13 protein-coding genes and 1 riboswitch are annotated in these 13,952 nt (G+C 69.4%); of the genes, 2 read left to right on the top strand and 11 right to left on the bottom strand.

The features are described from left to right. Window positions 1-35: 35 nt before the first annotated feature. Window positions 36-659, top strand: coding sequence for a LysE family transporter (locus tag ALSL_RS03380; protein WP_126536427.1), 624 nt, complete (start codon window positions 36-38; stop codon window positions 657-659). Between the two features lie 6 nt (window positions 660-665). On the opposite strand, the gene ALSL_RS03375 is transcribed toward ALSL_RS03380, so the two are convergent. Continuing rightward, window positions 666-2,036: an FAD-binding oxidoreductase gene (locus tag ALSL_RS03375; protein ID WP_126536425.1), complete on the bottom strand. Its 1,371-nt coding sequence runs from the start codon at window positions 2,034-2,036 to the stop codon at window positions 666-668. 60 nt (window positions 2,037-2,096) lie between these two features. Continuing rightward, on the bottom strand, window positions 2,097-4,838 hold the full coding sequence (gene ppc, locus ALSL_RS03370; RefSeq protein WP_126536423.1) for a phosphoenolpyruvate carboxylase: 2,742 nt from the start codon (window positions 4,836-4,838) through the stop codon (window positions 2,097-2,099). Between the two features lie 79 nt (window positions 4,839-4,917). Next, a riboswitch (S-adenosyl-L-homocysteine riboswitch) is annotated at window positions 4,918-5,000 on the top strand. A 54-nt stretch (window positions 5,001-5,054) separates the two neighbouring features. Between ppc and ahcY the strand changes: the two genes are divergently transcribed. Next, window positions 5,055-6,482 carry an adenosylhomocysteinase gene (gene ahcY / locus ALSL_RS03365; protein WP_126536421.1) on the top strand — a complete coding sequence of 476 codons (1,428 nt, stop codon included), beginning with the start codon at window positions 5,055-5,057 and terminating at the stop codon, window positions 6,480-6,482. Between the two features lie 96 nt (window positions 6,483-6,578). Here the strand turns inward: ahcY and ALSL_RS03360 are convergent, their stop codons facing one another. The 9 genes from ALSL_RS03360 to ccoO are packed head-to-tail and all read right to left on the bottom strand — an operon-like array spanning window position 6,579 to window position 13,948. Continuing rightward, the gene (locus tag ALSL_RS03360; protein WP_126536420.1) at window positions 6,579-7,304 is read right to left on the bottom strand and encodes a sulfite exporter TauE/SafE family protein; all 726 of its coding nucleotides are present in this window, start codon (window positions 7,302-7,304) and stop codon (window positions 6,579-6,581) included. Then, window positions 7,294-7,482, bottom strand: coding sequence for a cbb3-type cytochrome oxidase assembly protein CcoS (ccoS, locus tag ALSL_RS03355; protein WP_126536418.1), 189 nt, complete (start codon window positions 7,480-7,482; stop codon window positions 7,294-7,296). The genes ALSL_RS03360 and ccoS overlap by 11 nt, the downstream gene beginning before the upstream one ends. Continuing rightward, window positions 7,479-9,860, bottom strand: coding sequence for a heavy metal translocating P-type ATPase (locus tag ALSL_RS03350; protein ID WP_126536416.1), 2,382 nt, complete (start codon window positions 9,858-9,860; stop codon window positions 7,479-7,481). Before ALSL_RS03350 ends, ccoS begins: the two co-directional genes overlap by 4 nt. Window positions 9,861-9,876: 16 nt before the next feature. Continuing rightward, entirely contained in the window at window positions 9,877-10,359 is a 483-nt protein-coding gene (locus ALSL_RS03345; protein ID WP_126536414.1) for a hypothetical protein, read from the bottom strand. Further along, on the bottom strand, window positions 10,356-11,909 hold the full coding sequence (locus tag ALSL_RS03340; protein WP_126536412.1) for a 4Fe-4S dicluster domain-containing protein: 1,554 nt from the start codon (window positions 11,907-11,909) through the stop codon (window positions 10,356-10,358). The genes ALSL_RS03345 and ALSL_RS03340 overlap by 4 nt, the downstream gene beginning before the upstream one ends. Window positions 11,910-11,915: 6 nt before the next feature. Continuing rightward, window positions 11,916-12,218, bottom strand: coding sequence for a hypothetical protein (locus ALSL_RS03335; protein WP_126536410.1), 303 nt, complete (start codon window positions 12,216-12,218; stop codon window positions 11,916-11,918). After that, window positions 12,215-13,147 carry a cytochrome-c oxidase, cbb3-type subunit III gene (gene ccoP, locus ALSL_RS03330; RefSeq protein ID WP_126536408.1) on the bottom strand — a complete coding sequence of 311 codons (933 nt, stop codon included), beginning with the start codon at window positions 13,145-13,147 and terminating at the stop codon, window positions 12,215-12,217. Before ccoP ends, ALSL_RS03335 begins: the two co-directional genes overlap by 4 nt. Further along, the gene (locus ALSL_RS03325; RefSeq protein ID WP_126536406.1) at window positions 13,144-13,284 is read right to left on the bottom strand and encodes a cbb3-type cytochrome oxidase subunit 3; all 141 of its coding nucleotides are present in this window, start codon (window positions 13,282-13,284) and stop codon (window positions 13,144-13,146) included. Before ALSL_RS03325 ends, ccoP begins: the two co-directional genes overlap by 4 nt. A 4-nt stretch (window positions 13,285-13,288) precedes the next feature. Then, window positions 13,289-13,948, bottom strand: a complete 660-nt coding sequence (gene ccoO / locus ALSL_RS03320; RefSeq protein ID WP_126536404.1) for a cytochrome-c oxidase, cbb3-type subunit II — start codon at window positions 13,946-13,948, stop codon at window positions 13,289-13,291. Between the last annotated feature and the right edge of the window lie 4 nt (window positions 13,949-13,952).

The raw sequence follows: 13,952 nt of genomic DNA, 5'->3' as shown, positions 1-13,952 counted from the left end.
GGTGGGGGCCGCATCCGGCAAGCCGGCGAGTCGTCATGCACCTTTTCCTGAGCGTCGCCCTGGTGCAGTGGCTGGCCTTGATGAGCCCTGGGCCGGATTTCTTCTTCGTCTCGCAGACGGCGCTCGCCCGCTCGCGGCGACAGGCCATGGCCGGTGTCGTCGGCATCGCACTCGGCGTGGCGGTGTGGGCGGCGCTCGCCCTGCTCGGTCTGGACTGGCTGCTGCACCGATACCGCTGGCTGCAGCGGGTGCTGATGGCCGCGGGCGGCGCGTATCTCCTCTGGCTGGGCCTGCGGCTGTTCGAGGCCGCCCGGCGCGGCGTGGCCGGTGGCCAAGCCGCCGCCAAGCTGCCGCAGGATGCCTGGTCCAGCCTGCGCGCCGGCCTGCTGACCAATCTCTCCAATCCCAAGGCGCTGGTGTATTTCGGCAGCGTGTTTTCCGCCTTCACCGGCGCGGGCATGCGCGCGGCCGAACGCTGGGGGCTGTGGCTGCTGGTAGTGGCCGAGACGCTGGCCTGGTTCGCGCTGGTGGTGCGGGTGTTCACCAGTCCCGCCCTGCGCCGTGGCTACCTGCGCGCGGCGCGCTGGATCGACGGCGCGGCCGGCCTGGTGTTCCTGTTCTTTGCGCTGGGTTTGCTCGCCGGCGCGGCGCGCGGCTGAAAGACGCTACGGCAGCAACTTGCCGGGGTTCAGGATGCCGTCCGGGTCGAAGGCGTGCTTGACCGCACGCATCAATCCCAGCGTCGCCGGTTCCAGCGCGAGCGGCATGAACGGCCGCTTGGCAAGGCCGATGCCATGCTCGCCCGAAAGCGTGCCTTCCAGCGCCACCACCAGCGCGAACAGCTCGGCGAGGCAGGCGTGTGCGCGCTCGCGCTCGGCGGCGTCGCGCGGCAGCAGGTTGACGTGCAGGTTGCCGTTGCCGGCATGGCCGAAGGTGACGACCAGCACGTCGTGCCGGGCGGCCAGCCTGCGGATGCCTGCGATGAGCGCGGGCAGGCGGCTGACCGGCACCACCACGTCCTCGTTGATCTTGTCCGGCGCGATGGTGCGCTGGGCCGGCGAGAGCGCCTTGCGCGCCGCCCACAGCGCCTGCGTCTCGGCGGCATCGCGGGCGACGCGCAGTTCCTCCAGCCCCTCGCCACGGGCGGCGCGCGAGACGGCCTCGACCGCCGCCGGCAGCACCGCGGGCTCGCCGTCCACCTCGATCATCAAGAGCGCGCCGGCGAGCGGGATGCCGGCCTCCGGCGCGTGGTCGTGGGCGAGCTTGAGCGCCACCTCGTCGATGAACTCCAGCGCGCAGGGCGTCACCGGCTGGGCCATGATCCGCGCCACCGCGTGCGCAGCCGATTCGACGTCGCGGAAGGTGGCGCGCAGCGTGCGCACTTCGGTCGGCTTCGGCGTGAGCTTGAGCGTGGCCTCGGTGATCAACGCGAGCGTGCCTTCCGCGCCGATCAAAAGGCGCGTCAGGTCGTAGCCGGTCGCGCCCTTGCTGGTGTGCGTGCCGCAGCGGAAACCCTCGCCGGTGCCGGCCACCGCGCGCAGGCCCAGCGTGTTCTCGCGCGGCGTGCCGTACTTCACCGCGCGCGGTCCGGCGGCATTGCAGGCGAGATTGCCGCCGATGCTGCACCAGGGCGCCGAACTCGGATCGGGCGGCCAGAAGAAGCCGTGCGGCGCGAGCGCGCGCTGCAGATCGCCGTTGAGCACGCCGGGCTCGACCACCGCCAGGCGGTCGTCCGGATCGATGCGCAGGATGCGGTTCATGCGCTCGAAGCTCGCCACCACGCCGCCTTCGATCGGCACGCTGGCGCCGGTGGTATTGCTGCCGCGCCCGCGCGCGACGAGCGGCGTGCGGTGTTCGCGGCAGGCGCGCACCAGCGCCTCCACCTGCGCATGTTCGGTGGGAAACACCACCGCATCGGGCAGGGCGTGGCGGCGGGAGTTGTCATAGGCGTAGGCGATGCGGCTCGGCTCGTCGGTGGCGAGCGCGGGGCCGAAGATCCCGGCAAGCGTGCGCACGAGCGCCGGTGCGATGGACATGGCTGGACACCTTGAAATCCGATGCCGGCTATCGTGCCACGATCGCCCGCGCGCACCGCGTCAGCCGGTGTTCTGCAGCCCCTGGGCGACGCCGTTGACACAGGCCACCAGCGCACGCAGCAGCGCATCGTCCGCCGCCCCGCCCGCGCGCCAGCGGGCGAGCAGATCGACCTGCAGCAGGCTCATCGGATCGACATAGGGATTGCGCAGGCGGATCGACACCGCCAGCCGCGGGTTGTCCGCCAGCAGTGCACCGCCCTTCAGTCGCTCGACCCAGGACACGGTACGCGCGAACTCCTCGCGCACCAGCGGGAAGAACGCCTCGTGCAGCGGCCCTGCGAGATGCGAAAAGGCCTCGGCGATGTCCAGATCGCACTTGGCCAGCACCATCGCCACGTCGTCGAGCAGGTTGACGAAGAACGGCCAGTCGCGCGCCATCTCGACGAGCCTCGCCTCGCCATGGCGTTCGGCGCCCCAGGCCAACGCATGGCCCAGGCCATACCAGCCGGTCAGGATGGCGCGGCACTGGGTCCAGGCGAATACCCACGGAATCGCGCGCAGATCCTCGACGCCGCGCATGCTGCGCCGGTGCGCCGGCCGCGAGCCCAGCGCCATGCGCTCGATGACGTCGATCGGCGTGGCCAGGCGGAAGTAGTCGACGAAGCCCTCCCGCTCGACCAGCGCGCGGTAATGCCGGCGGCTCTCATCGGCCAGCGCGTGCATGGTTGCGCGCCAGCGATCCTCGCGCGGCTCGTCCTCGCGCGGGCGTAGGCTCGCGCGCAGGGTGGCGCCGACGGCCTGCTCGAGATTGCGCAGCGCCAGCGCCCGGATGCCGTACTTGCGGTGGATCACCTCGCCCTGCTCGGTGACGCGCAGCACGCCATCCACCGAGCCGCGCGGCGAGGCCATCAGCGCCGGCAGGAGCCGCGCGCCGCCGCGGCTGGCCGAGCCGCCACGGCCGTGGAAGAACGCGAGCCGGACACCGGCTGCCTGCGCCACCTCCATGAGTTCCACCTGCGCGCGCTGCAACGCCCAGCGCGAGGCCAGCGTGCCGCCATCCTTGCCACTGTCCGAATAGCCCAGCATCACCCACTGGCGATCGCCGCGCGCGGACAGGTGCACCCGATAGACCGGGTCGTCCAGCAGCGCGCGCAGCGTGGCCGGCGCGTTCTTGAGATCATCGATGGTCTCGAACAGCGGCGCGATGTCGAGCGGCACGATGCCGTTGGCTTCCGCTGCCCCGCGGGGAGAAGGCGTGGTGGCCGACTCGACCAGGCCGCCGTAGCGCGCCAGCGCCAGCACCGCCAGGACGTCGGCGGCCGAGCGCGCCATGCTGATGATGTAAAGCCCGATCGCCGCGCTGCCGTAGCGCCGGCGTGCCTCGTGCAGGGTGGCGAAGACATCGTGCAGCGACTTCACCACCGCGGCGTCGACGGCGGCGAAGGACGCCTCGCCGCTGGCCGCCTCGCGCAGGCGCTGCGCACGCTCCGAAGCCGGCCGCTGCGGCCACTGCGCATCGTCGAACAGCGCCGCCAGCGCCTCGTCGTGCACGCGCGAATCCTGGCGCACGTCCAGCCGCGCCAGATGGAACCCGAAGGTGCACACGCGGCGCAGCACACGGCGCACCGCGTAGGCGCCGGCGTGCAGGCCGCGATGATCGATCAGGCTGCGATCGATAAGCTCCAGGTCGCCAGCGAATTCCGCCGCGGACGCATAGCCTTCCGGATGGCCGTCCTGGTGGGTGGCCTCCAGGCGCGCGCGGATCAGCGTCAGCAGGCAGCGGTAGGGCATGTCCGCATGGCGCGGGCGAATGCGCGCGGCCGCCTGCGGAAAGCGCCGGCGATAGTCGGCCAGCCGCTCGCGCAGGGCGTCGGAGACCTGCACGCGGTCCTCGGTCTGGCTCAGCAGCCGCGCCAGCGCCTCGACGTCGGCGAGATAGTGCTCGAGCACGTGCGCACGCTGGGTGGCCAGGCTGTTGGCGATGGTGTCGGCGCCGACGTTGGGATTGCCGTCCATGTCGCCGCCGACCCAGGTGGCGAAGGTGAGCAGGCGCGGCAAGGCCACCGCCACGCCATAGACGTCGTTGAGCGCGCTGGCGAGTTCCTCGTAGAACGCCGGCACGATGCGGTAGATGGGGTTGGCCAGGTAGAAGCCGACGTGATGGTGCTCGTCCTGCACGCTGGGGCGCACCGGTGAGGCCTCGGCGGTCTGCCAGCCCGAGGACAGCGCCATGAAGATGCGGTCGTCGTCCTCGGCGCGCTCCTGCGGCGTGCGGGTGGGATCGAAGCCATCGATCAGCGCCCGCACGATCATCTGTTCCTTCTCCAGCAGCGAACGCCGCACCGCCTCGGTGGGATGGGCGGTGAACACCGGCTCCACGTGCAGCCGCGTCAGCCAGCGGAGCAGCTCGTCGGCCTGCACGCCCTGCGCCTTAAGCTTGAGCAGCGCATCACGCAGCGACTCGGGTTGCGGACCACGCCCCTCGCGCTGGTAGTCGCGACGGCGGCGGATGCGGTGCACGCGCTCGGCGATGTTGACCGCCTGGAAATAGATCGCGAAGGCCCGCGCCAGGGCCTCGGCCTGCGCGGCCGGCAGGCCGGTGAGCGCGGCGGCGAGCGCTGCTACCGGCTCACCCTCGCGCCGACGGCGGATCGCCGCCTGACGCAGGGACTCCACGCGATGGAAGAAATCCGCGCCCTCCTGTTCGGCCAGCATGTTGCCGACCAGGGTGCCAAGCCGGTTGACGTCCTCGCGCAAGGGGCCATCGTGGGAGAGGTAGTCGGACTCGCGGCTGGCTTCCATCGGCATCTCCGTCTAAAGAACGTCAAGCCTAGCGAAAATGCCCGCGCCGGGGCGCGGCGTTACAATGGTTTTTCGAGCATCCGTCGAGGAGCGCTGCGACCTCACCCCAGCGGGAAAGGCCAGGCTCGACGCGGTGCCGGCAACAAACGGCGCTCGCCCAACGCGGTCCCCACGCCCTTTGGACCGCATCGACCCTCAAGAAGAGAATCCCAAGCCATGAACGCCGCCATGCAGAACACGCCGTCCCACGATTACAAGATCCGCGACCTTGGCCTGGCCGACTGGGGCCGCAAGGAAATCGACATCGCCGAGCACGAGATGCCGGGGCTGATGGCGATCCGCCGGAAATACGCGCCGGCCAAGCCGCTTGCCGGCGTGCGCGTCACCGGCTCGCTGCACATGACCATCCAGACCGCGGTGCTGATCGAGACGCTGAAGGATCTCGGTGCCGACGTGCGCTGGGCGTCCTGCAACATCTTCTCGACCCAGGACCACGCCGCCGCCGCGATCGCCGCCGCCGGCACGCCGGTGTTCGCCTGGAAGGGCGAGACGCTGGAGGAATACTGGGACTGCACGCTCGATGCGCTCACCTTCCCCGACGGCAAGGGGCCGCAGCTGGTGGTCGACGACGGCGGCGACGTCACCCTCTTGATCCACAAGGGTTATGAACTGGAGAACGGCGATGGCTGGGTGGACGCGCCCTCGTCCAGCCACGAGGAGCAGGTGATCAAGAACCTCTTGAAGCGCGTGCACAAGGAACGCCCCGGCTTCTGGCATCGCGTCGTCGCCGAGTGGAAGGGCGTCTCCGAGGAAACCACCACCGGCGTGCACCGGCTCTACCAACTGGCCGAGGCCGGCAAGCTGCTGGTGCCGGCGATCAACGTCAACGACTCGGTGACCAAGTCCAAGTTCGACAACCTCTACGGCTGCCGCGAGTCGCTGGCCGACGGCCTCAAGCGCGCGATGGACGTGATGCTGGCCGGCAAGGTTGCCGTGGTGTGCGGCTACGGCGACGTCGGCAAGGGTTGCGCGGCCAGCCTGCGCGCCTACGGCTGCCGCGTCATCGTCACCGAGATCGACCCGATCTGCGCGCTGCAGGCGGCGATGGAAGGCTACGAGGTCAAGACCGTCGAGGACACGCTCGGCATCGCCGACATCTACGTCACCACCACCGGCAACCGCGACATCATCCGCCTCGAACACATGCAGGCGATGAAGGACCAGGCCATCGTCTGCAACATCGGCCACTTCGACAACGAGATCCAGGTCGACCGCCTGAACGCCAGCGGCGCGGTGAAGACCAACATCAAGCCGCAGGTGGACAAGTACACCTTCGCGGACGGCCATGCAATCTTCCTGCTGGCCGAAGGCCGGCTGGTGAACCTGGGCTGCGCCACCGGCCATCCCAGCTTCGTGATGTCCAACAGCTTCTCCAACCAGACGCTGGCGCAGATCGACCTGTGGCAGAACCGCGACCGCTACGAACCCAAGGTCTACATCCTGCCCAAGAAGCTCGACGAGGAGGTCGCCCGCCTGCATCTGGAGAAGATCGGCGTCAAGCTCACCCAGCTCACTCCCGAGCAGGCCGCCTATCTCGGCGTGCCGGTGGACGGCCCGTACAAGCCGGAGCATTACCGCTACTGAGCCTCGCACTTCCGGCACCGTCCCAGCGAACGAGGGCGCCGCGTGGCGCCCTCGTTCGCATCCGGTCGATGCGTAAGGTTTTTTGCAGGGCGCCCGTCAGCCGCGCAGGCGCGGGCCGCAGCCCAGCGCGCCGAGCACGCCATGCAGCGCCGGCACCTGCATCAGCCACGGCGAGGCGATGCTGAGCGCGCCGGCGACCAGCACGAACAGCGCGGCGGCGCGCCGCGGCACAGGGCGTTGCAGCCAGCGTCCGACCCGCGCGCCCGACCAGGTCAACGGCAGCATCACCGGCAAAGTGCCGAGCCCGAACGCAGCCATCACCAGCGCGCCGTCCCGCGCGCTCGCCTGCAGCAGCGCCACGGTGAGCACGGTGGTGCTGAGTCCGCACGGCAGCCAGCCCCACAGCATGCCGGCGAGCAATCTTCGCGGCACGGTGTTCGCCGGCAGCAACCGGCGCTGCAAGGGTTGCAAGAGACGCCACAGCCTTGCGCCGGGTTTGGCGAGAAAGGCCAGCCGGCCTTGACGGTCGAGCAGCCGCAGCGCGACCAGGACCAGCACCACACCCACGCCCACGCGCAACGCGGCGGCGAACCAGCCGTGCTCGAACCAGCCGAGCAGACCGGCGCCGAAGCCGCCGACCAGCGCGCCGGCCAAGGTGTAGCCGGCGACGCGCCCCAGGTTGAGTTCTGCGGCGCCGCGCCAGCCGGTCTGCGCGCGCAAGGAGAAACTGGTGGCGATGCCGCCGCACATCGCCGCGCAATGCACGCCGCCGAGCAGGCCCGTGAGCAGCGCGGCGACCAGGGCCAGGCTGTCAATCGGCATGGTCGTCGCGATCCTCATGGCGACGGACGCGCGACGGCGGCTCGTCGTCGTGCAGCACGTCGAGCGCGGGCGTGTCGAGATCGTCGAACTGACCCTTGCGCACCGCCCACACGAACGCGCCGATGGCCACGATCAGCAGCACCAGGCTGAGCGGGATCAGCACCAGCAGGATGGTCATGGCTTCTCCGTGCGCAGGCGCAAAAGCCGCAGCGCGTTGGCGGTGACGATCAGCGAGGAAGCCGCCATGCCGAGCGCGGCGAGCGCCGGCGTGACCCGGCCGGCAGCGGCCAGCGGCAGCGCGAGCAGGTTGTAGCCGATCGCCCAGGCGAAGTTTTCGCGGATGATCCGCCGCGTGCGCCGCGCCAGCCGGATCGCGGCCGGGATGCGTTCCAGCGACGGCGCGGTGAGCACCATGTCGGCCGCGCGCTGGGCGAGCGCCGCGCCTTCGCCGAGCGCGATCGAGACGTCCGCGCCGGCCAGCACCGGCGCATCGTTCAGGCCATCGCCAACCATTGCCACCACGCGCCCCTGTTGTTGCAGGCGCCGCACCAGCGCGAGCTTGTCCTCGGAGGATTGCCGCGCATGCGCCTCGCCGATGCCGAGCCCTTGCGCGAGCGGCAACACCGTCTGACTGGCGTCGCCACTGGCCAGATGGATGTCCAGGCCGAGCCCGCTCAAGGCTCGCACGGTGTCCGCGGCCTCCGGGCGCAGGTTTTCCTGCAGCCGGAAACAGGCGAACGCGCGCCGACCGTCGCCCAGCCACAGGCGGCCATCGTCGTCGCGCGCGGCGGCGAAGGAGGCGCGCCCCAGCCGCCAATGCCTGCCGGCGACATCGCCCTCGAGCCCCTGCCCGGGCACGGCGCGCACGTCGCGTGCCATGTCCGCGATAGCGATGCCGGCAAACGCCGCCGCGATCGGATGGCGGCTGTCGCGTTCCAGCGCGGCGGCGATCGCCAGCGCCTCGCCGGCGTCGAAGCCGTCGCAGGTCTGCGCCACCTGCACGCGCGCATCGATGCGCGTCAGCGTGCCGGTCTTGTCGAACACCACGGCGTCGGCGCGGGCGAGCGCGTCCAGGCCTTCGGCGCGCACCGACAGCACGCCGAGCCGCGCCAGCGCGCCGTGCGCGGCGGCGAGCGCTGCGGGCACCGCCAGCGACAGCGCGCACGGGCAGCTGATCACCAGCACCGACAGCGCGATCTCGAACGCGCGCGACGGATCGTGCCGGTGCCAGTACAGATACACGAGCGATGCGACGATCAGCATCGCGAACACGAATACGCTGCCGATGCGATCGGCCCAGCGCGCCAGCGGCGGCCGATGCGCCTGCGCCTGTTCGACCAGCCGGGTGAGTTGCGACAGCCGCGTGGCTGCCCCGGTGCCGGTGATGCGCAAGCGCACGGGCTGCTCGCGACAGATGGTGCCGGCGAACACCGCGGCGCCGCGCGTCTTGCTCACCGGATGCGATTCGCCGGTGAGCAGCGATTCCTCGAACGCGCCGTGCGCGTCGAGCAATTCGCCATCGGCCGGCACCGTCTCGCCGGCCGCCACCCAGGCGACGTCGCCGACCTTCAACGCGGCGAGCGGCACCGATTCGCGCGTGCCGTCGTCGCGTTCGCGTACCGCCAGCACCGGCCGCGCGCGCGCCAGCGTGTCCACCTGCGCGCTGGCGATGCGCCGCGCACGCTGTTCGAGCATGCGCGCGCCGAGCAGCAGGAACACGAACATCGCGGCGGCGTCGAACCACACGTCCGGGCCGTGGCGCAGCGTCTCGACCACGCTGGCGAAGTAGGCCAGCAGCGTGGACACCGCCACCAGCGTGTCCATGCCCAGATGCCGCCGGCGCAGCTCGCGCCAGCAGCCGACCAGGAACGGCCAGCCCGAGTAGAACACCACCGGCGCGCACACCAGCAGCGTGATCCAGCGGAAGAAGTCGCGCGTGGCCGGCGCCATGTGATGGCCGAAATCCAGGTACAGCGCCTCGGACAGCATCATGGTCTGCATCGCGCCGAGCCCGGCCACGCCCAGGCGCAGCAGCCAGCGCCGGCGGTCGGCGACGCGCTCGCGCTCGGCCATCGCGCCGGCCGCGAGATACGGCCGGTAGCCCAGCATCGCCAGGCGGCCGAGCACCTGCGAAAGCCGCGTGCGGGCCGGATCCCAGCCGATGCGGATGCGTCCGGTGACCGCGTTGGCGCTGCAGTCGAACACGCCCGGCTCACGTTCCAGCGCGCGGTTGATCAGCCACGCGCAGGCGGCGCAGCGCATGCCGTCGGTGAGCACGGTGATCTCCAGACCGCCGGCCACCGGCACGGCGTGGCCTTCGATCACGTCGGGGCGATCCCACGCTTCGAGATCGGCCGCCTCGGCCTCGACCCGCGCACCGGCGGCGCTGCGCAGCCGGTAGTAATCACCGAGATCGGCTTGCCGGATCCACTGCGCGGCGGTGGCGCAACCATGGCAGCAGAAGCCCTGCAGCCCACCATCCAGTTCCAGCCACACCGGCGTGCCGGTCAGCGGTTCGCCGCAGTGATAACAGGCGATGACGGCGCGCTGGTCCACAAGCCGCGTTCGTGGCTCAAGGGGTCAGGCGGGCAAAGCGCGCCTGCGGCAACCATTGCCCATGCAGATGCCAGGTGGCGCTGTCCGAGCTCAGCTGCAGGTGCCAGGGCTGGTTTTCCGTCACCTCGCCGGGTCCATGCCAGCCCAGCTCGCTCGGCGTCAGGTGATAGACGCGCGATGGCCCGGCATCGGCGGTCAAGGTCAGGGTGAGCTTGCCGCCGCGCGGGAAACGGGGATCGGTCGGCACCACTTCGATCATGCCGGGCTTGTTGCGCACGATCAGCTCCTGCGCCAGCGGTCCTTTCGGGGTGAGCTGCTGCGGGGCGATCGGCATGCCGGCCCAGTGCTTCACCTGATCGGGCGATTCGAGGTCCTGCGATCCAGGACGCACGGCGGCGTACAGCAAGCCGAAACCGATCACCACCGCCGCCAGCGGCAGCCCTACCAGCATCCAGACCATCGGTTCGCGCCAGGCGCTGCGATGCACGTGTGCGTTCATAGATTCGGTCCAAAGAAGCTGCTGTCGATGGTGCGCTCCGCGTCAACGTCCACGCCGCGGATGCGGAAATGCACGTCGTGGCGCCCGGTGATCTCGGAGGAAGCGCTGACGGTAACCGGCACCGCCACCACCTGCCCGCTGGCGGCCTGTACGGTCTTGGAACCGTCGCGCAGCACGGCGCCGGGCAAATCCTGCGTGCTGACGTCGATCACGAAGCGGTGCGGCCGGGTGTCCTTGTTGACCAGCTTGATGGTGTAGGAGTTCTCGACGCGACCGTCCTCGGCGATGCTGTACATCGCATTGCGGTCGCGGATGGCCTCGGCGATCAACGGGCTGCGATGCGTGACACCGTAGACCCAGCCGGTCATCAGCGCGAGCAGCAGCAGCCCGTAGACCACGATGCGCGGCCGCAGGATGCGCGAGGGCTTGCCGTCGATGCTGTTCTGCGTGGCATAGCGGATCAGCCCGCGCGGATAGTTCATCTTGTCCATCACCTCGTTGCAGGCGTCGATACAGGCGCCGCAGGCGATGCACTCGTATTGCAGACCGTTGCGGATGTCGATGCCGGTCGGACAGACCTGCACGCAGATCGTGCAGTCGATGCAGTCACCCAGTTCTTCCGGCTTGAAGACCGGCAGGGGTTCGACTTTCTCGCCTGGGCGGATCAGTGCGATGGTGCCGCCGGCCTGGGCGCGCTGGTCGGCCGCCGAGGGATGCAGACTGGCGCGGAAGGCGTAGTCGTACGCGGTGAATGGATCGAGCAGGCCACGGGCGCGTTCGAGCACACTGGGCAGGCCGCGCTTGCGCGGTCCGCGCGGTTCGCCGCGCATGGCGTCGTAGGCGATGATTAGCGTGTTGCGGTCGAACATCGCGCTCTGGAAGCGCGCGTAGGGGCACATGTACTTGCACACCTGCTGGCGCAGGAAACCGGCATTGCCCCAGGTGGCAAAGCCGTAGAACAGCACCCAGAAGGTCTCCCAGCCGCCCCAGCCGAACGGTGCGCGCCGGGCCAGATCGGTGATCGGGCTGAAGAAGCCGACGAAGGTGAAGCCGGTCCACAGCGAGAACAGCGCCCACAACAGCCAGCTCGAACCCTTGCGCAGGACCTTCTCGCGATTCCACGGGCCGGCGTCGAGCTTCATGCGCTTGTTGCGGTCCCCCTCGCAGAGGCGCTCGATCCACAGCGAGACCTCGGTCCACACCGTCTGCGGGCAGGCATAGCCGCACCACAGTCGGCCGGCGAGCGCGGTGAAGAAAAACAGCGCCAGCGCGGCGATGATCAACAGCATCGCCAGGAACAGGAAGTCCTGCGGCAGGAACAGGAGTCCGAAGATGTGGAACTGGCGCGCCGGCAGGTCGAGCAGCACCGCCTGGCGGCCGTCCCAGCGCAGCCACGGAAACACGTAGAACATGCCGAGCAGCCAGATCACCGCGGCGATCCGCAGGCGGGTGAAAGTACCGGAAACGTCGCGCGGATAGACCTTGCGCTCGCTGACGTAATAGGAACCGCCTTCGTCTTCGACGAGGCGCAGGGGAATCTGACCGCTCATGATGTTTTACTGCTTGATCGATGCTTTGGTCATGCGGCGCACCGCCTTGCGCGGTCGCAGCAGGATCCAGGTGAATAGGCTCGAGGAGGCCGTCGCCAGCCAAGCGAGGAAGAAGCCCAGCGAGTAGCCCTGCTCGCGACTCAAGTGCCAGCTGGGAAAGGTGATGCTCTGCAGGGCCAGCGGGTCGACATAGGCGAAGAACACCATGGTCGCCACACCGGCGGAGAAGAAGCTCGGCCACAAGATGGCGCCAGCCCGCCTCACGGCGGGCGGCGGTGGTTTGGAAGGATCGATATCACGCAAGGTCATGGCGTCGTCTTGCTGGTCTGATCGGGATGCGGGGACAAGGTCCACACATAGGCGCCGACCAAGCGTACACGGGTCTCGCCAAGCACCGGGCGCCACGCCGGCATGACGCCGTTGCGGCCTTCGGTGATGGTCTTGGTGAGCGCCGCCTTGCTGGCGCCGTACAGCCAGGCCCTGGGCTGGGTGAGATCGTGCGCACCGAGCAGCGGGTTGCCCTTGCCGTCCGGCCCGTGGCAGGCCACGCAGTTGGCGGCGAAGAGTTTCTGCCCACGCTCGACGGCAGCCTTGTCGGCCACGGCATCAGGATGCGGAAGCGACTGCACGTAGGCCACCGTGTCGTCGATGGCCGTCGGCCCGCCCTGCGCCGGCAACACCTGACCCCAGGGCGGCATCACGGCATTGCGGCCGTCGAGGATGGTCTCCAGGATGCGGTCCGGCGTGCCGCCCCAGTACCAGACGTCGTCGGTCAGGTTGGGGAAACCCGTCGCGCCGTGGCCGGTCGAGCCATGGCAACCGGCACAGTTATTGGCGAAGATCGTGCGTCCAAGCGCTACCGCCTTGGGATCCTTGGCAAGCTCGTCGATCGGCTTGCCGGCATAGGGCTTGAGCGCGTCTTCCAGCCGCGCATCCTCGGCGGCCTTTTCCTGCGCCCATTCAGCCTGCGAGCTCCAGTGGCCATAACCGGCAAACCGCCCGATGCCGTACCAGATGAGATAGCCGATGCTGAAGACGATGGTGATATAGAACAGGTTGATCCACCAGCGCGGCAGCGGCTTGTTGTATTCGGTGAGATCGCCGTCCCACACGTGCCCGGTTTCATCGGGCTTGGGATCGGTGGCGCGGCGGCGGGTGTTGGCCATAAGCAGCCATACGCAACCGCCGATGTTGAGCGCCGTCAGGACGACTACGAACCACGTCCAGCCCCAACTCATGGCATTTTCTCCTCGTCATCGTCCAGCGGCAGCCTGGCCGCGTTATCAAGGGCGCGGCTGTGCTTGGGCAGCCACAACCAGATGCTGCCGCCAACGAACAACAGCAGCAGCGCAGCGGTAATCAAACCGGCCATCATGGGATCAATCCTCCCCGGCGCGGGCCTGGTCATCGGCCGGTGTGAGATGGGTGCCCAGCCCCTGCAGATAGGCGATGACGGCATCCTGCTCCGTCTTGCCGGCCACCGCGGCCGGCGCGCCGGCGATGTCGGCGTCGCTGTAAGGCACACCGACGCGACGCAAAGCCCGCATGTGCGCGGCGACTTCATCGCCATCGAGCTTGTGCTTGGCCAGCCACGGATAGGCGGGCATGTTGGACTCGGGCACCACGTCGCGCGGATTGTTGAGGTGCGCGCGATGCCAGTCGTCCGAGTAGCCGCGCAGGCCGACACGGGCAAGGTCCGGACCGGTACGCTTGCTGCCCCACTGGAACGGATGGTCGTAGACCGATTCACCCGCCAGCGAATAGTGGCCATAGCGCTCGGTCTCGAAACGCAGCGTGCGCACCATCTGCGAGTGGCAGTTGTAGCAGCCCTCGCGCTGGTAGACGTCGCGGCCGGCCAACTCCAGCGCGGAGTAGGGCTTGATCCCCGGCAGCGGTTTGATCGCCTCGGCCTGGAACATCAGCGGGACGATTTCGGCCAGACCGCCGAAGGACACCGCGACGGCGATCAGGATCATCATCAGACCGATGTTGCGCTCGATCTTGTCGTGTACGTGAGTGGGGTTTGGTTGAGTGCTCATGTCG

The sequence above is a fragment of the Aerosticca soli genome (assembly GCF_003967035.1).
Lineage (GTDB): Bacteria > Pseudomonadota > Gammaproteobacteria > Xanthomonadales > Rhodanobacteraceae > Aerosticca > Aerosticca soli.
The sequence above is the reverse complement of the archived record's forward strand: the minus strand, read 5'-3'. Positions and strand labels throughout refer to the sequence as shown.